Raw genomic sequence first — 22205 nt, 5'->3', positions numbered from 1 at the left:
GTCCTGTGATCAGGTCTCGAGAGTTAACAAAAGATAACGTCCCGTCGATTGTAAGTGCTTTCCAAAGCTGGCTAGGATGGCTGCGCCCGTCGTTGGTTACGGGCCCTTGCTAATAAGAACAAAGGGGATTGTTATGACTGAGCCCGTCTTCTGGCGTGGCCAGGCTGGCCCTGTGCCTGCCGCGTCCTGTAGGCCGAAGCGCAACTGCTTCTCGTCCTTGGTCCGTTTATTTTCGGCATGCAGCCTGTTTGCACTGCTGTGTGGCGGTGCTTCGCTTCATGCACAGCCTGGCGATCCCCAGATTCGCTATTCCATCGAGTCCCCGAAAGCGGCTTCCAGCCTGCTCCTGGACGTAACCCATGCAGGGTCTCGTCTGGTAGTTGCGGGTGACCGGGGCCATATCCTCTACTCCGACGATGGTGGTGCCAGCTGGACCCAGGCGAAGGTGCCCACCCGGCAACTGCTTACCGCCGTCTATTTCACTGATGATCGGCATGGCTGGGCCGTCGGCCACGATGCGCTGATCCTGGCAACCACCGATGGCGGGGAGACCTGGGCACCCCAGTACGAGGATCGTGAGGGCGAAGTGCCTCTGCTTGACGTCTGGTTCGAGAATGCCGAACACGGGCTGGCGGTGGGTGCCTACGGGACGTTGCTGGAAACCCATGACGGTGGTCAGCACTGGGAGGACATCAGGGATCGGCTCGACAATGAAGACGGCTACCACCTGAACGCCATCACCGCGATCAAGGACTCCGGTCTGTTCGTCGTCGGCGAGATGGGTGGAATGTTCCGCTCTCCGGATATGGGGCAGACCTGGGAGCGAGTCGAGTCACCTTATCAGGGCTCGCTGTTCGGCGTGATCAGTGGCAGCGAAGCGGGCCTTGTGGTTGCCTTCGGACTGCGTGGGCACCTGTTCCGTTCGATGGATTTCGGCAGCAGCTGGGAAACGATATCCCTGGGCAACCGCGATAATCCGCTGGAAGCCGGCCTTGCCGACGGCAACGTTCTCGGCGATGGCCGCATGGTGGTTATCGGTCACGGTGGTGTGGTCCTGAGCAGCGATGATCAGGGGCGTTCGTTCGAGATTTACAACCGCCCTGATCGACGCTCCCTGTCCGGTGTCGTGGCCAATGCCCACGGCAACCTGATCCTGGTAGGGCAGAGTGGTGTACGCATCGCTTCGCCGTCGGGCGCGGATCTGCCCAACAAAAACAATAAGCCGGAGCAGCCATGACCAAGCATCAACAGAAACCAGCTTCCTTCCTGGAACGTCTGATTTTCAACAATCGGCCGCTTGTGGTCCTGATCTGCCTGCTTATCAGCGTATTCCTGTTTTATCAGGCCGCGCAGGTACGGCCTTCGACCAGCTTCGAAAAGATGATTCCGCTGGGGCACCCTTATATCCAGAACATGCTCGAGCATCGTGATGATCTGGCCAACCTCGGCAATACGGTGCGTATTTCGGTGGCGGCCAAGGATGGCGACATCTTTTCCAGGGAGTACATGGAAACGCTTCGCCAGATCCATGACGAAATCTTCTATATCCAGGGTGTCGATCGCTCGAACATGAAGTCGCTCTGGAGCTCCAGTGTTCGCTGGACCGAAGTGACCGAGCAGGGCTTCGCTGGCGGTGAAGTGATCCCCCAGACCTACGATGGCTCTGAGGAGAGCCTGGAAGACCTGCGCAATAACATTCTCAAGTCGGGACAGGTCGGGCGTCTGGTCGCTAACAACTTCAAGTCGAGCATCATCGATGTGCCGCTGATGGAGTCCTATTCCGATCCTGAAGATCGCAGCAGACTGATCAACCTCGACTATCAGCAGTTCTCCCATGAACTCGAGGAGAAAATCCGCGACAAGTACCAGACACAGAATCCCAACGTGGAAATCCACATTATCGGTTTCGCCAAGAAGGTTGGCGATCTGATCGATGGGCTGGCGGGCGTGGTGCTGTTCTTCTTCGTCGCCATCGGCATCACGCTGGCGCTGTTGCTGTGGTTCACCCGCTGCGTGAAGAGCACCATCGCGGTGGTGGTGACGACGCTGATCGCGGTGGCATGGCAGCTCGGCCTGCTGCACACCCTGGGTTTCGGTTTGGATCCGTACTCGATGCTGGTGCCGTTCCTGGTGTTCGCCATCGGTATTTCCCACGGCGTGCAGAAAATCAACGGCATTGCCATGGCGTCGGGCGAAACCGACGATCCCCTGATTGCGGCGCGCCTGGCGTTCCGCCAGCTGTTCGTGCCCGGCATGGTGGCGCTGGCTTCCGATGCCGTGGGCTTCGTGACACTCCTGCTGATCGACATCGGGGTGATCCGCGAGCTGGCCATCGGTGCGTCGCTCGGCGTGGCGGTGATCATCCTGACCAACCTGATCCTGCTTCCGGTGGCGATTTCCTACATGGGAATCAGCCAGCGCGCGGTCAAGCAGGCGCGTGAAGACGCCTCGCGCGAACATCCGTTCTGGCGGCTGCTGTCCAATTTCGCCAATCCGGTTGTCGCACCGGTTTCCATCGTGATTGCCCTGCTCGCTGTCGGCGGCGGCCTCTGGTACGGGCAGAACCTGAAGATCGGCGATCTCGACCAGGGTGCCCCGGAACTGCACCCGGACTCGCGCTACAACCTGGATAACGATTTCATCATCAACAATTACTCGACCAGCTCCGATGTGCTGGTGATCATGGTAAAGACGGCGCCCGAGGGCTGTGCCCACTACGACACGCTCGCCGCCATGGATGAGTTGATGTGGAAGATGGAAAACACCGCAGGCGTACAGTCGGCGGTATCGATGGTGACCGTGGCTCGTCAGAGCATCAAGGGTATGAACGAGGGCAGCCTGAAATGGGAAACGCTGTCGCGTAATCAGTTTGTGCTCAACAATTCCATTGCCCGCGCCGAAGGCATGTACAACGGTGATTGCTCGCTGGCTCCGGTATTGGTGTTCCTTAACGACCACAAGGCGGAAACCCTGGATCATGTGGTTTCTGCTGCCAGTGAATTTGCCGAAGCGAACAATCGCGAAGGGCTGGAATTCGTGCTCGCAGCAGGCAACGCTGGTATCGAGGCGGCGACCAATGAGGTTATCGCGGCATCGGAAACCACCATGTTGATTGCCGTCTATGCGGCGGTGAGCTTCATGTGTCTGCTGACCTTCCGATCAGTCGCGGCAACCCTGTGTGTCATTCTGCCGCTGGTGCTGACGTCCATTCTGGGCAATGCGCTGATGGCGTATATGGGTATCGGGGTGAAAGTGGCGACGCTGCCGGTAATCGCCCTGGGCGTGGGTATCGGCGTGGATTACGGCATCTATATCTACAGCCGTCTCGAAACCTACCTGCGTCAGGGTATGACGCTGCAGGAAGCCTACTACCAGACACTCAAATCGACCGGCAAGGCTGTCATGTTCACCGGTGTGTGCCTGGCAATCGGCGTCTTTACCTGGGTGTTCTCGGCGATCAAGTTCCAGGCGGACATGGGCCTGATGCTGACCTTCATGTTCATCGTCAACATGTTCGGTGCCCTGTGGCTGTTGCCGGCGCTGGCGCGCTTCCTGATCAAGCCACAGAAGCTGGAAGGCAAGACGGGAGGGTCGCTGATAGCGCACTGACCCTTTCAGTGATTGGTTGCAACAGAGGCCCGCATCGAAGGATGCGGGCCTTGTTTTTTTACAGGCGGGACCTGTCGTCGTTAGACCGTAGCCTGGATTAGTCGAAGGGGTAATCCGGGTTTCCGAAGGTGGATTCCGACGATGCGTGGCGTACTCCTGCGAACGACCTTGATCTTGCTCGTCGGGTCGGTGAAGCGCGACCCGACCTACGGATTGCGTGTGGACGCCGCTTTCGTAGGTCGGATTAGCCGTAGGCGTAATCCGACGATGCGTGGCGTACTCCAGCGAACGACCTTGACCTCGCTCGTCGGGTCGGTGAAGCGCGACCCGACCTACGGATTGCGTGTGGACGCCGCTTTCGTAGGTCGGATTAGCCGTAGGCGTAATCCGACCTTCGGAGAGCACAATCCACGCGTAACACTTCGGTATTTACCGCGTCTGGCTGTTTGCCGGCGGACTTAGCCGGCGACAAGACCCGCCTGCTGCACCATTTCCAGCAGCGGCTGAGGATAGACGCCCAGCAGGAACACCAGCAGCGCAATCACCAGCAGCATGATGCCGCCCGCCCGCTGGCTCCAATCGAAGGGGGCGTCGTGGCGACGCAGGCCGGGTTCGAGCAGGAACAGGGTGACCATCACCCGCAGGTAGTAGTACAGGCCGATGGCGCTGCCGATGATCAGCGTGCCCAGCAGCCACCACAGCTGTGACTGCACACCGCTGGCGACCACGTAGAACTTGCCGATGAAGCCCGCCGTCAGCGGGATGCCGGCCAGCGACAGCATCATCGTCGCCAGCACCGCCGTCAGGTAGGGGCGCCGCCAGAACAGGCCACGGTACTCATACAGCGCATCCGCATCGCGGCCCTTGAAGGGGCTGGACATCAGGCTGATCACGCCGAACGCGCCGAGGCTGGTCAGCACGTAGGCCGCCAGGTAGACCCCGACGGCTTCTACCGCCAGGCCATCGCTGGCGATCAGCGCCACCAGCAGGTAGCCGAAATGGGCGATGGAGGAATAACCCAGCAGACGCTTGAGGTTGCTCTGGTTCAGCGCCAGCAGGTTGCCGGCCAGGATCGATGCGATGGCGATCAGGCCCAGTGCATCGTCGAGCCAGCCGCCGGCGGTGGCCGGTGACAGCTGGTAGAGCCGCAGCAGCACCACGAATACCGCGACCTTGCTGGCAGTGGCGAGATAGGCCGTCACCGGTGCGGGGGCGCCTTCGTAGACGTCCGGGGTCCACAGGTGGAAGGGCACCAGCGACAGCTTGAAGCCCAGCCCGACCAGCATCATGCCGATCCCGGCCTGCACCAGCAGCGATGAGCCCTGGCTGGCCAGGCTGACGCCGATCTCGCTGAACAGCAGGCTGCCGGATTCGGCATAGAGCAGGGCGATGCCGAACAGCAGGAAGGCGCTGCCGGCGGCGGACAGCACCATGTACTTGATGCCGGCTTCCAGTGAGCGCCTGTTGAAGAAGGCATAGGCCACCAGCCCGTAGACCGGCACCGAGAGCAGCTCCAGGCCGATGAACAGGCTGGCCAGGTGCTGTGCGCTGACCAGCACCAGGCCACCGGCTGCGGACAGCAGCATCAACAGGTACAGCTCTTCGCGGTTGCCGGGGAAGCCGCTGCCCGTCGAACTTTCGCCCAGGTAGGCGTGGGCCAGGGTGACGCAGGCCAGGGTCGCGATCAGGACCAGCGCCGTGTAGAGGTAAGCGAAGTTGTCCATCCGCAGCAGCGCGGTCACGCCGAGCCCGCCGGGCGGGTGGGCCAGCGGAATCGACAGCAGCGCGAGAACCAGACCGATGGCGCTGAGGATGAAACTCTGCTCGTGATTGCGCCGCCAGGCGATCGCCAGCATCACTACGATGGCGGTGGTGCAGACGATCAGCAGCGGCAGCAGGGCGATGAAGTGTTGTTGAGTGAATTCCATGGTGCGGCTACCGGACTGAAGCGAATGGGGAGAAAGCGGCGCCGACCCACTGCTGCACGCCGCTCATGGTCGCCAGCGAGGTGTCGAACACCGGCTGCGGATAGACGCCGAGCAGGACCAGCAGCAGCGCCAGCAGCAGGATCATGCTGACTTCGCGGGCATCCAGTCCTTTCAGTGTCCTCTCGATACGGTTCGCTCCGAAATGCGCGCGGTGGATCATGATCAGCGAGTAGACCGAGGAGAACACCAGGCCGAAGGTGGCGATCACCACGACCCAGGGCCACTGGCCGAAGGCACCGAACAGCACCACGAACTCGCCGACGAAGTTGCCGGTGCCGGGCAGGCCCAGGGAGGCGGCGGCGAAGAACAGGCTCAGCGCCGGCAGCCACGGCAGGCACGACCAGAGGCCGCCCATTTCGCGCATGTCACGGGTATGCAGGCGTTCGTAGAGCTGGCCGCAGAGGATGAACAGCCCGGCGGCGGAAATGCCGTGGGCGATCATCAGCACCACCGCGCCCTGCAGCGCCAGCTCGCTGCCGGCGTAGATGCCGATCAGCACGAAGCCCATGTGCGAGATGCTCGAATAGGCCACCAGGCGCTTGATGTCGGTCTGGGCGAAGGCCAGGAGGGCGCCGTAGAAAATGCCGATCAGGCCCAGCGCCATGGCAATCGGCGCGAACTCCACCGAGGCGTTGGGAAACAGCGGCAGGGCAAAGCGGATCATGCCGTAGGCGGCGGTTTTCAGCAGGATGCCGGCCAGGTCCACCGAGCCGGCGGTAGGCGCTTGGGCGTGGGCGTCGGGCAGCCAGGAGTGCAGCGGCACGATGGGAAACTTGACCGCGAAGGCGATGAAGAAGCCCAGCATCAGCAGCCATTCGATGGCCGGGTCCAGCTCTGCGTTGAGCAGCAGTTCGTAGTCGAAGGTCAGCACGCCAGTGTTGTGGTAGTTCACCAGCACCAGGCCGAGGATGGCCACCAGCATGATCAGGCCGCTGGCCTGGGTGTAGATGAAGAACTTGGTGGCGGCGTGGATCCGCGAGCGCTTGCCTTCGGCGCTGTGCCCCCAGAGCGCGATGAGGAAGTACATCGGCACCAGCATCATTTCCCAGAAAAAGAAGAACAGGAACAGGTCCAGGGCGAGGAACACGCCGACCACACCGCCGAGAATCCACATCAGGTTGAGGTGGAAGAAGCCGACGTGGCGCTGGATTTCTTTCCACGAGCAGAGCACCGAGAGCACGCCGAGCAGGCCGGTGAGCAGGATCATCAGCAGCGACAGGCCATCGAGCGCCAGGTGCAGGTTGATGCCGAAACGCTCGATCCAGACGTGCTTGAACTCCAGTGCCCAGGTCGAGGCGGCGTCGGGCGAGGGCGCCAGGCTGTAGTCGCCGGTGCTCCACAGCCAGAGGCCCAGGCCCAGCAGCAGGCCCATGGTGAACAGGGCGATCCAGCGCGGCAGGGTCTGGTCGAAATGCTCGACCACCCAGCAGAGCAAGCCGCCGATGAAGGGAATCAGGATTAGCCAGGGCAGAATCACGATATCGAATCCTTGGACAAGTCAGAGCAGAACGATGCCGAGCAGCAGCACGGCTCCGCCAACGATGGACAGAGCGTACCAGCGCAACTGGCCGGTTTCGCTGCGACTCAGCAGGGCATGGCTGCCGCGTGCGGTGCGCGGCACCAGGCCGATGCCGGCGTCGATGGGGTCACGCGCAAGCAGGCGGCAGATCAGCAGGTAGGGCTGCACGAAGAGCTTGTCGTAGAGCCAGTCGAAGCCCCAGGCGGCGAACCACCAGGCCGACAGGAAACGTCCCGGCGCGCTCTGTGCGATGGCCGTGGCCAGACTGCGCTTGCCGAGGAACAGCAGCGCGGCGAGCAGGATGCCGGCCACCGCGACCACGCCGGAGAAGATCTCCAGGCCGATCCGACCGTCGCCACCGGCATGCCCGATGCTTTGCGGCAGCACACCGGCCAGCGGCGGCACGATCAGCGCGCCGACGAAGGTGGACAGCACGATCAGCACCAGCAGCGGTAGGTTGTGGGCCAGACCACGCCCGGCATGGGCTTCGGTCTGCGCTTCGCCGTGGAAGGCGATGAAGATCAGCCGGAAGGTGTACAGCGAGGTCAGGAAGGCACCGATCAGGCCCGCATAGAGCAGCCCGCTATGGCCACTGGCGAAGGCCTCCCAGAGAATCTCGTCCTTGGAATAGAAACCGGCGGTGATCAGCGGCAGGGCGGCCAGCGCGGCGCCGCCGACGATGAAGCTGGCATAGGCCAGCGGCAGTTTCTTCCACAGGCCGCCCATCCTGAAGATGTTCTGCTCGTGGTGGCAGGCGTGGATCACGCTGCCTGAGGCGAGGAACAGCAGCGCCTTGAAGAAGGCGTGGGTCATCAGGTGGAAGATCGCCGCGTCCCAGGCGCCCACGCCCAGCGCCAGGAACATGTAGCCGATCTGGCTCATGGTCGAGTAGGCGAGGATGCGCTTGATGTCGGTCTGCACCAGCGCGGCGCAGCCGGCCAGTACCAGGGTCACGCCGCCGACGATGCCGACCAGCTCGTGCACGTCCGGTGCGAGCAGGAACAGACCGTGGGCACGGGCGATCAGGTAGACCCCGGCGGTGACCATGGTCGCGGCGTGGATCAGCGCCGAGACCGGGGTCGGGCCGGCCATGGCGTCGGCCAGCCAGGTCTGCAGCGGCAACTGGGCGGACTTGCCCACCGCGCCGCCGAGCAGCGCCAGGGTCGCCAGGGTGATCCAGAGATCGCCTTCGGCGAATTTCTGCGGCGCCAGGCTCAGCAGTTCCTGGATGTTCAGGGTGCCGAGCTGGACGAACAGGATGAACAGGCCGAAAGCCATCAGCACGTCGCCGACGCGGGTGACGAGAAAGGCCTTGAGCGCGGCGTTGCCGTTCTTGCGCTCCTTGAAGTAGAAGCCGATCAGCAGGTAGGAGCACAGCCCTACGCCTTCCCAGCCGAAGTACAGCAGCAGCAGGTTGTCGCCCAGTACCAGCAGGACCATGCTGAAGATGAACAGGTTGGTGTAGGCGAAGAAGCGCGAATAGCCTTCCTCGCCGCGCATGTACCAGCTGGCGAACAGGTGGATCAGAAAGCCGACGCCGGTGACCACGCCGAGCATGGTCAGCGACAGGCCATCCAGATGCAGGCCGAAGTCCGCCTGGAAGCCGGAGACGTTCAGCCATTGCCAGAGCACCTGGGTGTAGACGCCGCCTTGCGGTGGCGCGGCATTGAACTGCCAGATGATCCAGGCGCTGGTCAGAGCCGACAGGCCGATCGAGCCCACGCCGATGGTCGCGGCGAGGTTTTCCGACAGGCGTCCGCGCGAGAAGGCCAGCAGCAGATAGCCCAGCAGCGGAAAGACGAAGGTGAGCAGTAGTAGGTTCATCCGTGCATCTCGCTTGCGGCATCGACATCGAGGGTGTTGAAGCGGCGGTACAGCTGCAGCAGGATCGCCAGGCCGATGGCGGCTTCGGCGGCGGCCAGGGTGATCACCAGGATGAACATGATCTGCCCATCAGGCTGGCCCCAGCGGCTGCCGGCGACCACGAAAGCCAGGCCGGCGGAATTCATCATGATTTCCAGGCTCATCAGCATGAACAGGATGTTGCGCCGCACCATCAGGCCGACCAGGCCCAGGCTGAACAGCAGGGCGGCGACGGCCAGGCCGTGTTCGAGGGGAATGGCGTGCATGGGTTACTCCTTCGCCTCGTGACGGCCCAGGTGGAAGGCTGCGACCAGCGCGCCGAGCAGCAGCAGCGAGGCCAGCTCGACGATCAGCAGGTAGGGGCCGAACAGCGCGATGCCGACTTCCTTCGGGCCGACCTCGGTCTGCCCCAGCGTCGCGCCCGAAGGTTCGCTGAACAGGGCGTAAAGCAGCTGGGCGAGCAGGGCGGCGGCCAGCAGCGATGGCCCGATCCACAGGCGCGGGGCCATCCAGGCGCGTTCCTGGCTGACCGTGTTGCGCCCCAGGTTGAGCATCATCACCACGAACACGAACAGCACCATGATGGCGCCGGCATAGACGATGATTTCCAGAGCGCCGGCGAAGGGCGCACCGAGGGCGAAGAAGCACATGGCCACCGCCAGCAGCGAGATGACCAGGTAAAGCAGTGCGTGCACCGGATTGCTGCCGGTGACGACCCGCAGCGTGGACACCACGGCCACGCCGGAGGAGAAGTAGAAGGCGAATTCCATCACAAGCTCCTAGAGCGCTGGAAGGCTGAAGGCTGAAGGCTGAACGAAAAAGCCGGGGAACTCGTCCAGCTTTCCAGCCTCCAGCGCTTTTTATCGAAAGGCTTCATGGCAGCAACCCCTTGACGTTGATCGGCTCGGCTTCGTTCTGCGCCGCCCCCTTGGGCTTGCCGGCGATGGCCAGGCCCGAGACGCGGTAGAAGTTGTAGTCCGGGTATTTGCCGGGGCCGGAGATCAGCAGGTCTTCCTTCTCGTACACCAGGTCCTGGCGCTTGTATTCGCCCATCTCGAAATCCGGGGTGAGCTGGATGGCGTTGGTCGGGCAGGCTTCCTCGCACAGGCCGCAGAAGATGCAGCGCGAGAAGTTGATGCGAAAGAACTCCGGATACCAGCGGCCTTCGTCGGTCTCGGCCTTCTGCAAGGAGATGCAGCCTACCGGGCAGGCCACCGCGCAGAGGTTGCAGGCCACGCAGCGCTCTTCGCCGTCTGGATCGCGGGTCAGGACGATGCGACCGCGGTAGCGTGGCGGCAGGTAGACCTGCTCCTCGGGGTATTGCAGGGTGTCGCGCTTGCGAAAGCCATGGCTGAAAACCATTATCAGGCTGCGCAGCTGGGTATAGGTACCGTGCAGTACCGAGCCTATATATCTGAACATCGTATTTTCTCCTTACTGGGCCGCGGCCAGCACGAGCGCGCCGGTCACCAGCAGGTTGATCAGGGTCAGCGGCAGACAGAACTTCCAGCCGAAGGCCATTACCTGGTCGTAGCGCGGTCGGGGCAGCGATGCGCGCAGCAGGATGAAGATCATGATGAAAAAGCCGGTCTTGATCGCGAAATAGAAGAACGACAGCCACGGCAGCGTGTCGAGGAACGGGCCGTGCCAGCCGCCGAAGAACAGCGTGGTCAGCAGCGCCGAGATGGTCACCACTCCGATGTACTCGCCGACGAAGAACATGCCCCATTTCATCCCGGCATATTCGACGTGGTAGCCGTCGGCAATCTCCTGCTCGGCTTCCGGCTGGTCGAAGGGATGGCGGTGGGTAACCGCGACACCAGCGATAAAGAAGGTACAGAAGCCCAGGAACTGCGGAATGATGAACCACAGGTTCTGCTGCTGATACTCGACGATGTCGCGCATGTTGAACGAGCCGGCCTGCGCGACGATGCCCATCAGCGACAGGCCGAGGAACACTTCGTAGGACACCGTCTGCGCCGAGGCGCGCAGGGCGCCGAGCAGGGCGAACTTGTTGTTGCTCGCCCAGCCGGCGAAGAGCACCGCATACACCGTGAGACCGGCCATGGCGAAGAAGAACAGCAGGCCGATGTTCAGGTCCGCCACGCCCCAGGTCGGCGTCACCGGCACGATGGCGAAGGCGATCAGCAGCGAACTCATCGCCACCACCGGCGCCAGGGTGAAGATCAGGCGGTCGGAGAACGGCGGGTTCCAGTCCTCCTTGAAGAACATCTTCAGCATGTCCGCGCCGAGCTGGAACAGGCCGTAGGGGCCGACCCGGTTGGGACCGTGACGGTCCTGCCACCAGCCGAGCAGGCGCCGCTCGACGAAGCTCAGCAGCGCCCCGGCAACCACCACGGCGAGCATGATGACGAGGGATTTGATCACCTGGATGATCACGTCGAGGATTTCGGGCGTCAGCCAGCTCATGCCGTGATCTCCTTCAGTGCAGTGACCGCAGCGCCGGCGATCAGCGCCGGAATGCCGGGCAGGCCGACCGGCAGTCCCACCAGCCCTTCGCCCAGTTCCGGCAGGATGCGCAGCGGCAGGCGCAGGAACTGGCCGTCGACTTCAAGCCCGAGCAGCGTGCCTTCGGCAAGGGCCAGGCGCCGCGCCTCGTCTTCACCCAGGGCGACGTAGGGCGCGGGAATGCGCTGCTGGATCGGCGCGGCGAGCGCGGTGGTTTCCTCGCTGCCGAACAGGTGATGCAGCGGCACCGCCAGCCACTGGCCCGGAGTGGGCGCAGTGGCGCTGTTGGCGGCGAACCAGGGCAACCCTGCATGGGTCGGGTGGATTAGGCGAACGCCGGGATCGCCTGCGCGCAGATGACCGCCCACTTCGTCCTGAAGCTTGTTCCAGGCCTGCGGCGAGTTCCAGCCGGGCGACCAGGCGAAGGGCACCTGCTGACGATCCTCGACGGTGCCGCCATAGCCTTCCATGGAGTAGGCGAAGGGCGAATCCTGATCCTGCGGCTGGCGCGGCTCGTGCACGCTGACGTTGGCGCGCATGGCGGTACGTCCGCTGTAGCGCAGCGGCTGGCGCGCCAGTTTGAGGCCCTTGATGCGGAACGAGGCCAGCGGTGCGGCATCGACGATGGCCGCCAGTGACGGGTTGGCTGCGGCGCAGGCGGCGCTGGCCTGGTCCAGATCGGTCCAGTCCACGGGCTTGTTCTGCAGGGTGCTGTGCAGCGCGTGCAGCCAGCGCCAGCCTTCGCGCACGAGGATCTTGCCGTCGTAGTAGCTGGGCTCGAACACCTGGAAGAAGCGCTGTGCACGACCTTCCTGGCTGACCAGGGTGCCGTCGGCTTCGGCGAAGCTGGCCACCGGCAGCAGCAGATGGGCCTTGGCGCTGGTCTCGGTGCGCTGGTGGTCGGCGACGATCACGGTTTGTGCAGCGGCCAGGGCGGCATCCACCCGGCTGCGTTCGGCACGGCGGTAGAGGTCGTTTTCCAGCACCAGCACGGCATTGGCGCTGCCGGCTTCGAGTGCCTGCAGGGCGGCGTCTGCGGAGTGGTCACGGCTTTCGCCTTCGAGCATCAGGGCCAGGCCCATGCTGTTGGCTTCAGGCACGATCAGGCTGATGGAAGCGTTCTTCTCGCGACTCTTCAGGGACTGGGCGATGTTGGCCGCCGCTTCGATCAGGGCGCGCGAGCCCAGGGAAGCACCGGAGACGATCAGCGGGCGCTTGCCGGCCAGCAGGGCGGCGGCGATGCGTTGCGCCAGCTGCGCGGCTTCGGCGTCCAGGCCGGTCACTGCCGGAGCGCCGGGGTCGATGGCGTGGGCAACGGCGAAGCCGAGGCGGGCCAGATCCTCCGGCGCGGCCTGCGCGCATTCCTCGGCGACATCGTCGAGGCGGGTGGCAGCAAGGCTGGCGATGAATAGCGGGCTGCGGGCATTCTGTGCGACGTTCTGTACCGCCGCCTGGTGCCACTCGGGAATCCTCGCCTGGGCAGCGATCTCGATGGCGCGGCCCTTGACCGACTGGCGCAGGGCCAGGGCCATGCGGGCGGCGGTCTGGGTCAGGTCTTCGCCGAGGACGAACACCGCGTCGTGCTCTTCGATCTCGCGCAGCGCGGGCACCGGCAGCGGGCCGTTGCGCAGGATGTCGCGGATCAGCAGCAGGTTTTCCAGCTCGGCGGCGGCGATGCCGCTGTAGAAGTTGTCCGCACCGACCAGCTCGCGCAGGGCATGGTTGCTCTCCAGGCTGGCGCGCGGCGAGCCGATGCCGATCAGGCGCTTGCCCCTGAGCAGCTCGGCGGCGTCGTCGAGGGCAGCGTCGATACCCAGGGTTTCACCGCCCAGCAGCGGCTGGCGCGGGCGGTCGTCGCGGTTGACGTAGCCGTAGCCGAAACGACCGCGGTCGCAGAGAAAATAGTGGTTCACTTCGCCATTGAAGCGGTTTTCGATGCGCCGAATCTCGCCGTAGCGCTCGCCCGGGCTGATGTTGCAGCCCAGCGAGCAGCCGTGGCAGATGCTCGGAGCGAACTGCATGTCCCACTTGCGGTTGTAGCGCTCGGAATGGGTTTTGTCGGTGAACACGCCGGTGGGGCAGACCTCGGTGAGGTTGCCGGAGAACTCGCTTTCCAGCACGCCATCCTCGACGCGACCGAAATAGACATTGTCGTGGGCGCCGAACACGCCCAGATCGGTGCCGCCAGCGTAATCCTTGTAGTAGCGCGTGCAGCGGTAGCACGCGATGCAGCGGTTCATCTCGTGGGCGATGAAGGGGCCGAGTTCCTGGTTCTGGTGGGTGCGCTTGGTGAAACGGTAGCGGCGCTTGTTGTGGCCGGTCATCACCGTCATGTCCTGCAGATGACAGTGGCCGCCTTCCTCGCACACCGGGCAGTCGTGCGGGTGGTTGAGCATCAGCCACTCGACGACGCTGGCGCGGAAGGCCTTGGCCTCCTCGTCGTCGATGGAAATCCAGCTGTTGTCGGTGGCCGGCGTCATGCAGGACATGACCAGCCGTCCGCGCGTGTCGTTCTCGTCGGAATACTGCTTGACCGCGCACTGGCGGCAGGCGCCGACGCTGCCCAGCGCCGGGTGCCAGCAGAAATAGGGAACGTCGAGGCCGAGGGACAGACAGGCCTGCAAGAGGTTGTCCGCCCCATCGACTTCGTAGTCTTTGCCGTCTACGTGGATAGTGGCCATTTCTAGGTCTTCTCATCCCGCTTGCGCGGGTCTGGCTAAGGAAAAATCTTCGCTAGAGGCTGAAGGCTTGAGGCTGGACGAGGATCGAGTCGCTTTTTCGTCAAGCGTCCAGCCTTTAGCCTCCAGCGTCTTTTAATTCGTCAGCGCCGGCTGTGGCGGTGTGGCGCTCACCTGGGCCACGCCCGCCTCGAACTCCGAGCGGAAGTACTTGATCGCGGCGCCCAGCGGCTCCACCGCGCCGGGCGCATGGGCACAGAAGGTCTTGCCGGGACCGAGGAAGTCCACCAGTTGCAGCAGGATGTCCAGGTCCTGGGAGGTGCCTTGGCCGCGCTCCAGCGCGCGCAGGGTCTTCACGCTCCAGGGCAGGCCGTCACGGCATGGCGTGCACCAGCCGCAGGACTCGCGGGCGAAGAACTCTTCCATGTTGCGCAGCAGCGAGACCATGCTGACGGTGTGGTCGACGGCCAGCGCCAGGCCGGTGCCCATGCGCGTGCCGAACTTGGCGACGCCGCCGGCGTACATCTGCGCCTCGAGGTGTTCGGGCAGCAGGAAGCCGGTGCCGGCGCCGCCGGGCTGCCAGCATTTGAGGGTGTAGCCATCCTTCATGCCGCCGGCATAGTCCTCGAACAGTTCACGCGCGCTGATGCCGAAGGGCAGTTCCCAGATGCCGGGGTTCTTCACCTTGCCGGAGAAGCCCATCAGCTTGCTGCCGTGGTCTTCGCTGCCGCTGCGCGCCAGGGATTTGTACCAGGGCACGCCGTTGCCGATGATCGCCGGCACGTTGCACAGGGTTTCGACGTTGTTGACACAGGTCGGTTTGCCCCAGACGCCGACGGCGGCGGGGAAGGGCGGCTTGGCGCGCGGGTTGGCGCGGCGGCCTTCCAGCGAGTTGATCAGCGCGGTTTCCTCGCCGCAGATGTAGCGGCCGGCGCCGGTGTGCACGAACAGTTCGAAATCGAAGCCGCTGCCGAGGATGTTCTTGCCCAACAGGCCGGCGGCCTTGGCTTCGTCGATGGCGCGGTTGAGGTTGCGCGCCGCATCGACGTATTCGCCGCGCAGGAAGATGTAGCCCCGATACGCCTTGAGCGCGCGCGCGCTGATGATCATGCCTTCCACCAGCAGGTGCGGCAGCTGCTCCATCAGCAGGCGGTCCTTCCAGGTGTTGGGCTCCATCTCGTCCGCGTTGCACAGCAGGTAGCGGATGTTCAGTGATTCGTCGGCGGGCATCAGGCCCCATTTCACGCCCGTGGGGAAGCCCGCGCCGCCACGGCCCTTGAGGCCGGATTCCTTCACCGTCTTCACGATGTCCGCCTGGGCCATTTCGGCCAGCGCTTTGCGCAGCGCGGCGTAGCCGTTCTTCTGGCGATATTCGTCGAGCCAGACCGGCTGGCCGTCGTCGCGCAGGCGCCAGGTCAGCGGATGGGTTTCTTCGCTGCGGGCGATGCGGTTGGCCGGACCGAAGGATGCCAATTGCTTCATGCTCATTGATAGGCCTCCAGCAACTGGGCGACGCCGCCGGGCTGAACGTCACCGAAGGTGTCGTCGTCGATCATCAGGGCCGGGGCCTTGTCGCAGTTGCCCAGGCAGCACACCGGAATCAGCGTGAAGCGGCCATCGCTGGAAGTCTGGCCGGGTTCGATGCCGATTTCGTTACGGATGCTGTCCAGCACGCTTTCATGGCCGCCGATGTAGCAGGTCATGCTGTCGCATACGCGGATGATGTGGCGGCCCACCGGCACGCGGAAGATCTGACTATAGAAGGTGGCCACGCCTTCGACGTCGCTGGCGGGGATGCCGAGAATCTCGCCGATGGCATCGCAGGCGCCGTCCGGCACCCAGCCGCGGGCCTTCTGCACGATCTTCAGGGCTTCGATGCTGGCCGCGCGCGGGTCTTCGTAATGGTGCATTTCGTACTCGATGGCCGAGCGTTCGGTTTCGCTGAGGACGAAACGGTCAGTCTTGATCAGAGTGCTCATATCAGCGGTCCACGTCGGCCATAACGAAATCGATGCTGCCCAGGTAGGCGATCAGGTCCGGGATCATGCTGCCGCGGATCACCGAGGGGATCTGCTGCAGATGCGGGAAGCTGGGCGTCCGAATGCGCGTGCGGTAACTCATGGTGCTGCCGTCGCTGGTCAGGTAGTAGCTGTTGATGCCCTTGGTCGCTTCGATCATCTGGAAGCTCTCGTTGGCCGGCATCACCGGGCCCCAGGAGACTTGCAGGAAGTGCGTGATCAGGGTCTCGATGTGCTGCAGCGTGCGCTCTTTCGGTGGCGGCGTGGTCAGCGGGTGATCGGCCTTGTAGGGGCCTTCGGGCATGTGCTTGAGGCACTGCTCGATGATCTTCAGGCTCTCGCGCATCTCGCCCATCTTGACCATGCAGCGGTCGTAGGCGTCACCGTTGACCGCCAGCGGAACCTCGAACTCGAAGTGCTGGTAGCCGGAGTAGGGGCGTGCCTTGCGAATGTCGAAGTCGCAGCCGGTGGCGCGCAGGCCGGCGCCGGTGGTGCCCCATTCCAGCGCCTGCTTGGTGTTGTAGGCGGCGACGCCCTTGGTACGGCCGATGAGGATGCTGTTCTTCAGCGCGGCCTTTTCGTACTCGTTGAGGCGCTTGGGCATCCAGTCGAGGAATTCACGCACCAGCTTGTCCCAGCCGCGCGGCAGGTCGTGGGCGACGCCGCCGATGCGGTACCAGGCCGGGTGCATGCGGAAACCGGTGATGGCCTCGATCACCTGGTAGGCGCGCTGGCGGTCGGTGAAGGTGAAGAACACCGGTGTCATGGCACCGACGTCCTGGATGTAGGTGCCCAGGTACAGCAGGTGATTCTGGATGCGGAAGAACTCCGCCATCATCACGCGGATGAAGTCGACGCGGTCCGGCACGGTGATGCCGGCCAGTTTCTCCACCGCCAGCACGTAGGGCAGGTTGTTCATCACCCCGCCGAGGTAGTCGATGCGGTCGGTGTAGGGGATGAAGCTGTGCCAGCTCTGGCGCTCGGCCATCTTCTCGGCGCCGCGATGGTGGTAGCCGATCTCCGGCACGCAATCGAGGATTTCCTCGCCATCGAGCTGCAGGATGATGCGGAAGGCACCGTGGGCCGAAGGGTGGTTCGGGCCGAGGTTGAGGAACATGTAGTCCTCGTGCTCGCTGTGGCGCTGCATGCCCCAGTCCTCGGGCTTGAAGCGCAGGGCTTCCTGCTCCAGGTCCTGCTTGGCGGCGTTCAGGCTGTAGGGATCGAATTCGGTGGCGCGTGCCGGATAGTCCTTGCGCAGCGGATGGCCTTCCCAGGTCGGTGGCATCAGCATGCGGGTGAGGAACGGGTGGCCATCGAAGGTGATGCCGAACATGTCCCAGATCTCGCGCTCGTACCAGTTGGCGTTGGGCCAGACGGAGACGGCGGTGGGCAGGTTCAGATCGCCTTCTCGGAGCGCGACCTTGATCATCACGTCACTGTTTCGCTCCAGCGACATCAGATGATAGAAGACGCTGAAGTCGGCGGCGGGCAGGCCCTGGCGCTGGGTGCGCAGGCGCTCGTCGGTGGCGCTCAGGTCGTAGAGCATTACATAGGGCTTGCTCACCTGGCGCAGGAAGCCCAGCACCTCGATGAGCTTTTCGCGGGGCACCCAGAGCACAGGCATGCCGGTCAGGCTGGGTTGCAGCGTGAAGGTTTCGGCGCCGAAGCGCGCGTTCAGTTCGACGACGATATCCTGGTCGTCAGCCTTGTAGGGCGGGATGTACAGAGCATTGCCTGCAGTCATGATCTCGGTCGCTTTCGGTCAACGTTTGGGTGTGCGAAGGCCTTCCGGTCGGGAAAGCCGGAATTCACACGTCGTCGGGGCTGCGCAGGTTGGTGACCTGGATACGCTGTTCGCGTCGCTGTTCCTTCTGCGACGGCATCTCGGCGCGATAGACGCCTTGATCGCCGACGACCCAGGAAAGCGGGCGGCGCTCCTTGCCGATGGATTCCTGCAGCAGTTGCAAGCCTTGCAGGAACGCCTCGGGGCGGGGCGGGCAGCCGGGTATGTACACGTCCACGGGGAGGAACTTGTCGACCCCCTGAACGACCGAGTAGATGTCGTACATACCACCGGAATTGGCGCACGAACCCATGGAGATGACCCACTTGGGTTCGAGCATCTGTTCGTAGAGGCGCTGGATGATGGGCGCCATCTTGATGAAGCAGGTGCCGGCAATGACCATGAAGTCGGCCTGGCGCGGCGAAGCACGGATTACTTCGGCGCCGAAGCGGGCGATGTCATGAGGCGCGGTGAAGGCGGTGGTCATCTCCACATAGCAGCACGACAGACCGAAGTTGTACGGCCAGAGGGAATTCTTGCGCCCCCAGTTGACCGCGCCACTCAGCACGTCTTCCAGCTTGCCCATGTAGATGTTGCGATGAACCTGGTCTTCTAATGGATCGGCAACAGTCTCCTGCTGGCCGATCGGATAACGGTCATTGACCGCATCCGGATCGATCCGGGTAAGTTTGTATTGCATGTGAAGAGCCTCATTGTTTTAGCTTCGCCTGTCGCTCGCGACGGCTGGATGGCGCCCAATCGAGCGCACCCACCCGCCAAAGGTAGACAAGACCCGCCAACAGAATTGCTATGAATACGGTAGCTTCAATGAGGCCCGCCCAGCCGCTTTCGCGCACCGAGACAGCCCAGGCAAAGAGATATAGGGCTTCAACGTCGAAGATCACGAAGAGCATCGCGACCAGATAGAATTTTGCGGAGAAGCGCAGTCGTGCGCTGCCCGTGGGAAGAATGCCGGACTCGAAGGGCTCGTTCTTGGCGCGACCCCAGGCCTTGCTGCCGAGCAGGCTGGAGGCGCCGAGCATGAATGCGCAGAGCGCTGCGACGCCCAGAAGGAATATTGCAAAGCCCCAGTTGTGGGACAGGGACAAATCAGGCATGCCGGACTCCTTGTCGGAACGGCTCGAAGGCTTTACGACGTGTCGCATGTGTGACAACACGTCGCATGTATACAATGTCGCAGCATTCTAGGCCCATCGCTTGAGCAAGTACATGGGCTTATGAAACTTTTTGAAATGTTTTTGCGGCGAATACGACTCGGTCTCAGTTGTGACGTATCGTCGCAGCAAACGTTCAGACTCGCCTTGACCGGCATCATCGCCGGGTCGCCTTTCGCGAGAGTCGAGGGAAACGAATACCAACAGTCTGTCGGGGCGTTTGGCGACGGAAGGAATTGCGAATGCAGTTCTGTCGGTTGACAGAGGCAATACGGCTTCCCTACAGTTTCGTTCATGCGCCGATTTAGTCAGCTACTTGCGGGGCGCCGGGAACCGGGAGGTTCCGAAATACCGCTAAAGCGCTGGTTCCGGTGAAGCCTCCCACCGCTGCCCAGCGGAACAGGTGAGGCGGAATCCCGTATATGAATGCAACTCGCGCACGCTTATCTCTGGCTCCGATCCTCTGCGGGCCGGTTCGCTCCAATCCCAGAGTCCTTCTCGCAGGCATCCATCAGCCATCACTGCTGCGCTATCTCGATGGCTGGCCACGCCGCAACGGCAAGTCCCGTGCCATGCTTGTCCAGTTCGCCGCTGCCGGTGAGTCCCTGACTCGCTTCGCGGATAACAGCTTCGATCTTGCGGTGATCCAGTCGCCTACGGTCGATTGCCTCGAAAGCTGCATTCGCGAACTGACACGGGTTGCACGCCAGGGGTTGATCACCCGTCGCTGAGTGGTTGGGTTGTAGGTTCTAGCGTGCTTTGCCCCTTCGAGGGGCCTGTGTTGGACAGACAAGATTGCGCCCCTCCGTATCACAGGTCGGGCGCATTGCCATCATCTGCACCGCCTGCCGATGCCCTGGCCTTGAATACCTTGACCACCTCGCTGACGAAACTCACTACCAGCATCCGCTCGTTGTCGGGCAGGCCCTGAATCATTTCCCCTATGGACTGGGCATGCTCGGCGGCGTTGGCGGGGGCGGCGCGGAAAAGGTCGCTCGGCGAGCACTCCAGAATATCGGCGATCTGCTGTAGTCGGGGCAGAGTCGGCGATATCACTCCGTTTTCCATACGGCTGATCGTTTCTTTCTCGACGCCCATGATTTCTGCCACCTGTGCCTGAGTCATTCCTTTGGTCTTGCGACGGGCGGCAATCGCCATGCCCACCTCGTACACCAGTCCTTTGCCTTTCATTCGCTTAGCCTCTCACGTCATTGGGTGTGACGTTTTGAGTCATTCTCTAAGCGTCCGTTCGAGAAAAGAATGGCGTTTAACGTTAACAATATAGGCTTTAAACATCATTTTTCATTGACGTTCATCATGCACGCAAGCGATAGTTGTGGCATCAGAGTGCTATCTAGAGCGCTGCCGGAGATTTGCGCGGGGAAATGGAATGCTGGCCAACTTGAAAATACGCACAGGAATATCGATCGTCCTTTTCACTTTGATCGCAGCTCTGCTGGTGTCGACTTTCACCGCCTGGAGAGGTGCCAAGATCAGCATGGAGCAGATTCAGAACCTGCATCTGCAAGGAATCGAACGCGGTGGTCAGTTGCAGAAAGCCTATGCTCGTCTGTTGCGCGCCCGCATCGGTATGGCTGGGGCTTTTCTGGAAACCAGCGCCGGCGATATGGACAAGGCACAGGCCACCCTGGTCATCACCGAAAGATTGATCGACGAGGCGGACACCGCCTTCGCTGCATTCATCCACGACAGCGCCGGGGATTCCTGGCGGAGCCTGGAACAGAACCTGCAACAGGCGTTCACTGTCTATTACGTGGCGCTGGAGGAGCAACTGCAGGTGCTGCACGCCGGGTCTCTGAGTCGCTACATCGAGGTCAACCTGACGGCCCGTGCGGCGAACGACAGCTTCGACAAGGCGTTGCAGGACTATGAGCAGCGCATGGACGCCTATACCACCGCAGTCATGCAGGACGCCCATGACCGTTATGCGCTGGCCTTGACCGAGGCCATTGTGCTGACCCTCATGACCCTGCTGCTGGCGGCTGGCTGCTGGTGGTTCGTCACAACCCGTGTGCTCGCTCCGCTACGTGAAGTCGGAAGCATCTTCGGTCGCATCGCCGAAGGCGACCTGACCAGCCGGATCGAAGTGCGCTCGACCAACGAGATCGGCGTGTTGTTCGCCTCACTCGCAAGCATGCAGGAAAGCCAGCGCGAAACGATCGGCAGGATTTCCACTTCGTCGAGCCAGCTTGCTTCCGCTGCCGAAGAGCTCAGCGCGGTCACCGAGGAATCCAATCGCGGTCTGCATCAGCAACACCAGGAGCTGGAGCAGGCAGCGACGGCGGTGAACGAGATGACCACCGCGGTGGACGAAGTTGCACGCAACGCGGTGTCCACGGCTCAAGCTTCCAATGACTCCAATCAGTTGGCGCAGCAGAGCCGCGTCCAGGTCCAGAGCACCCTCGCCGAGGTGGAGGCCATGACCCAGGATATCGAGCTCACTTCGCAATTGGTGCGGGAACTGGCCGAACAGGCGCACAGCATCGGCAAGGTGCTCGATGTGATTCGGGCCGTATCGGAGCAGACCAACCTGCTGGCACTCAACGCCGCCATCGAAGCCGCACGCGCCGGCGAGGCCGGACGTGGCTTCGCCGTGGTCGCCGACGAAGTGCGTACCCTGGCCCAGCGCACTCAGGAATCGACCGGTGAGATCGAACTGATGATCGGGAGCATCCGCAACGGTACCGACCAGGCCGTCGAGTCGATGGCTGTCAGCACCCGCAGGGCGAAGTCCTCGCTGGATTCGACCCGCAACGCCGGCCAGGTGCTGGAGGATATCTTCCAGCGCGTGATGCAGATCAGCGAGCGCAACCTGGTGATCGCCAGCGCGGCAGAAGAGCAGGCTCAGGTGACGCGCGAGGTGGATCGCAACCTGATCAACATCCGCGACCTTTCCACCAGTGCTGCGACCGGTGCCAACCAGACCAGCGCGGCCAGCAACGAGCTGTCGCGTCTGGCGGTTGGGCTCCATGAAATGGTAAGGCGCTTCACACTCTAGTTTCGTAGCGATCTGCATTGCCGGCCAGGTGATCCAAGGCAAGCCACGCCCCTTAGAACCCCCGACTACTGGCGAACTGTCTAT

Annotated in this window: 18 protein-coding genes; 4 read left to right on the top strand and 14 right to left on the bottom strand. The window is 62.9% G+C overall.

Annotated features, from left to right (window positions below; all coding sequences use genetic code 11):
* The first annotated feature begins 133 nt into the window (after positions 1-133).
* Positions 134-1237, top strand: a complete 1104-nt coding sequence (locus ACYCFC_RS09280) for a YCF48-related protein (RefSeq protein ID WP_181086530.1) — start codon at positions 134-136, stop codon at positions 1235-1237.
* Positions 1234-3609 carry an efflux RND transporter permease subunit gene (locus ACYCFC_RS09275; protein ID WP_459653770.1) on the top strand — a complete coding sequence of 792 codons (2376 nt, stop codon included), beginning with the start codon at positions 1234-1236 and terminating at the stop codon, positions 3607-3609. Before ACYCFC_RS09280 ends, ACYCFC_RS09275 begins: the two co-directional genes overlap by 4 nt.
* Before the next feature lie 458 nt (positions 3610-4067).
* Here ACYCFC_RS09275 and nuoN read toward each other — a convergent pair whose 3' ends face one another.
* The 13 genes from nuoN to ACYCFC_RS09210 all read right to left on the bottom strand — a co-directional run bounded on the left by nuoN (position 4068) and on the right by ACYCFC_RS09210 (position 19045).
* Entirely contained in the window at positions 4068-5537 is a 1470-nt protein-coding gene (gene nuoN / locus ACYCFC_RS09270) for an NADH-quinone oxidoreductase subunit NuoN (protein WP_459653769.1), read from the bottom strand.
* Between the two features lie 7 nt (positions 5538-5544).
* Complete coding sequence (gene nuoM / locus ACYCFC_RS09265; protein ID WP_459653768.1) at positions 5545-7074, bottom strand: NADH-quinone oxidoreductase subunit M; 1530 nt, start codon at positions 7072-7074, stop codon at positions 5545-5547.
* Positions 7075-7095: 21 nt separating this feature from the next.
* Complete coding sequence (gene nuoL, locus ACYCFC_RS09260; RefSeq protein ID WP_459653767.1) at positions 7096-8940, bottom strand: NADH-quinone oxidoreductase subunit L; 1845 nt, start codon at positions 8938-8940, stop codon at positions 7096-7098.
* Positions 8937-9245 carry an NADH-quinone oxidoreductase subunit NuoK gene (gene nuoK / locus ACYCFC_RS09255; RefSeq protein WP_181085916.1) on the bottom strand — a complete coding sequence of 103 codons (309 nt, stop codon included), beginning with the start codon at positions 9243-9245 and terminating at the stop codon, positions 8937-8939. The genes nuoL and nuoK overlap by 4 nt, the downstream gene beginning before the upstream one ends.
* Before the next feature lie 3 nt (positions 9246-9248).
* Positions 9249-9749 carry an NADH-quinone oxidoreductase subunit J gene (gene nuoJ, locus ACYCFC_RS09250; RefSeq protein WP_459653766.1) on the bottom strand — a complete coding sequence of 167 codons (501 nt, stop codon included), beginning with the start codon at positions 9747-9749 and terminating at the stop codon, positions 9249-9251.
* A gap of 103 nt (positions 9750-9852) precedes the next feature.
* Positions 9853-10401, bottom strand: coding sequence for an NADH-quinone oxidoreductase subunit NuoI (gene nuoI, locus ACYCFC_RS09245; protein ID WP_181085920.1), 549 nt, complete (start codon positions 10399-10401; stop codon positions 9853-9855).
* A gap of 12 nt (positions 10402-10413) precedes the next feature.
* A complete protein-coding gene (nuoH, locus tag ACYCFC_RS09240) occupies positions 10414-11409 on the bottom strand; it encodes an NADH-quinone oxidoreductase subunit NuoH (protein ID WP_459653765.1) in 996 nt (331 codons plus the stop codon).
* Entirely contained in the window at positions 11406-14129 is a 2724-nt protein-coding gene (gene nuoG / locus ACYCFC_RS09235) for an NADH-quinone oxidoreductase subunit NuoG (protein WP_459653764.1), read from the bottom strand. Before nuoG ends, nuoH begins: the two co-directional genes overlap by 4 nt.
* A 132-nt stretch (positions 14130-14261) precedes the next feature.
* On the bottom strand, positions 14262-15608 hold the full coding sequence (gene nuoF / locus ACYCFC_RS09230) for an NADH-quinone oxidoreductase subunit NuoF (RefSeq protein WP_459653972.1): 1347 nt from the start codon (positions 15606-15608) through the stop codon (positions 14262-14264).
* A gap of 2 nt (positions 15609-15610) precedes the next feature.
* Positions 15611-16105: an NADH-quinone oxidoreductase subunit NuoE gene (gene nuoE, locus ACYCFC_RS09225; RefSeq protein ID WP_459653763.1), complete on the bottom strand. Its 495-nt coding sequence runs from the start codon at positions 16103-16105 to the stop codon at positions 15611-15613.
* 1 nt (position 16106) lies between these two features.
* Positions 16107-17888 carry an NADH-quinone oxidoreductase subunit C/D gene (nuoC, locus tag ACYCFC_RS09220; protein ID WP_459653762.1) on the bottom strand — a complete coding sequence of 594 codons (1782 nt, stop codon included), beginning with the start codon at positions 17886-17888 and terminating at the stop codon, positions 16107-16109.
* Positions 17889-17952: 64 nt separating this feature from the next.
* On the bottom strand, positions 17953-18627 hold the full coding sequence (locus ACYCFC_RS09215) for a NuoB/complex I 20 kDa subunit family protein (RefSeq protein ID WP_014852512.1): 675 nt from the start codon (positions 18625-18627) through the stop codon (positions 17953-17955).
* A 10-nt stretch (positions 18628-18637) separates the two neighbouring features.
* On the bottom strand, positions 18638-19045 hold the full coding sequence (locus ACYCFC_RS09210; protein WP_459653761.1) for an NADH-quinone oxidoreductase subunit A: 408 nt from the start codon (positions 19043-19045) through the stop codon (positions 18638-18640).
* A gap of 479 nt (positions 19046-19524) precedes the next feature.
* Here ACYCFC_RS09210 and ACYCFC_RS09205 point away from each other — a divergent pair, with 479 nt between their 5' ends.
* Positions 19525-19833, top strand: coding sequence for a class I SAM-dependent methyltransferase (locus ACYCFC_RS09205; protein WP_459653760.1), 309 nt, complete (start codon positions 19525-19527; stop codon positions 19831-19833).
* A 79-nt stretch (positions 19834-19912) separates the two neighbouring features.
* Here ACYCFC_RS09205 and ACYCFC_RS09200 read toward each other — a convergent pair whose 3' ends face one another.
* Entirely contained in the window at positions 19913-20293 is a 381-nt protein-coding gene (locus ACYCFC_RS09200) for a helix-turn-helix domain-containing protein (protein ID WP_181085936.1), read from the bottom strand.
* Between the two features lie 199 nt (positions 20294-20492).
* Here ACYCFC_RS09200 and ACYCFC_RS09195 point away from each other — a divergent pair, with 199 nt between their 5' ends.
* Positions 20493-22121 carry a methyl-accepting chemotaxis protein gene (locus ACYCFC_RS09195; protein WP_459653759.1) on the top strand — a complete coding sequence of 543 codons (1629 nt, stop codon included), beginning with the start codon at positions 20493-20495 and terminating at the stop codon, positions 22119-22121.
* Positions 22122-22205: the final 84 nt, after the last annotated feature.

It is taken from the genome of Stutzerimonas sp. NM35 (assembly GCF_054604355.1).
This window is presented reverse-complemented; position numbering and strand designations above follow the sequence as displayed.

Coding starts and splice junctions, on each gene's coding strand:
- nuoC (WP_459653762.1), bottom strand. CDS start 17,888: ATGACTGCAGGCAATGCTCTGTACATCCCGCCCTACAAGGCTGACGAC.
- nuoI (WP_181085920.1), bottom strand. CDS start 10,401: ATGTTCAGATATATAGGCTCGGTACTGCACGGTACCTATACCCAGCTG.
- nuoJ (WP_459653766.1), bottom strand. CDS start 9,749: ATGGAATTCGCCTTCTACTTCTCCTCCGGCGTGGCCGTGGTGTCCACG.
- nuoL (WP_459653767.1), bottom strand. CDS start 8,940: ATGAACCTACTACTGCTCACCTTCGTCTTTCCGCTGCTGGGCTATCTG.
- nuoG (WP_459653764.1), bottom strand. CDS start 14,129: ATGGCCACTATCCACGTAGACGGCAAAGACTACGAAGTCGATGGGGCG.
- ACYCFC_RS09275 (WP_459653770.1), top strand. CDS start 1,234: ATGACCAAGCATCAACAGAAACCAGCTTCCTTCCTGGAACGTCTGATT.
- nuoH (WP_459653765.1), bottom strand. CDS start 11,409: ATGAGCTGGCTGACGCCCGAAATCCTCGACGTGATCATCCAGGTGATC.
- ACYCFC_RS09210 (WP_459653761.1), bottom strand. CDS start 19,045: ATGCCTGATTTGTCCCTGTCCCACAACTGGGGCTTTGCAATATTCCTT.
- nuoN (WP_459653769.1), bottom strand. CDS start 5,537: ATGGAATTCACTCAACAACACTTCATCGCCCTGCTGCCGCTGCTGATC.
- ACYCFC_RS09205 (WP_459653760.1), top strand. CDS start 19,525: ATGAATGCAACTCGCGCACGCTTATCTCTGGCTCCGATCCTCTGCGGG.
- ACYCFC_RS09195 (WP_459653759.1), top strand. CDS start 20,493: ATGCTGGCCAACTTGAAAATACGCACAGGAATATCGATCGTCCTTTTC.
- ACYCFC_RS09215 (WP_014852512.1), bottom strand. CDS start 18,627: ATGCAATACAAACTTACCCGGATCGATCCGGATGCGGTCAATGACCGT.
- ACYCFC_RS09200 (WP_181085936.1), bottom strand. CDS start 20,293: ATGAAAGGCAAAGGACTGGTGTACGAGGTGGGCATGGCGATTGCCGCC.
- ACYCFC_RS09280 (WP_181086530.1), top strand. CDS start 134: ATGACTGAGCCCGTCTTCTGGCGTGGCCAGGCTGGCCCTGTGCCTGCC.
- nuoE (WP_459653763.1), bottom strand. CDS start 16,105: ATGAGCACTCTGATCAAGACTGACCGTTTCGTCCTCAGCGAAACCGAA.
- nuoK (WP_181085916.1), bottom strand. CDS start 9,245: ATGCACGCCATTCCCCTCGAACACGGCCTGGCCGTCGCCGCCCTGCTG.
- nuoF (WP_459653972.1), bottom strand. CDS start 15,608: ATGAAGCAATTGGCATCCTTCGGTCCGGCCAACCGCATCGCCCGCAGC.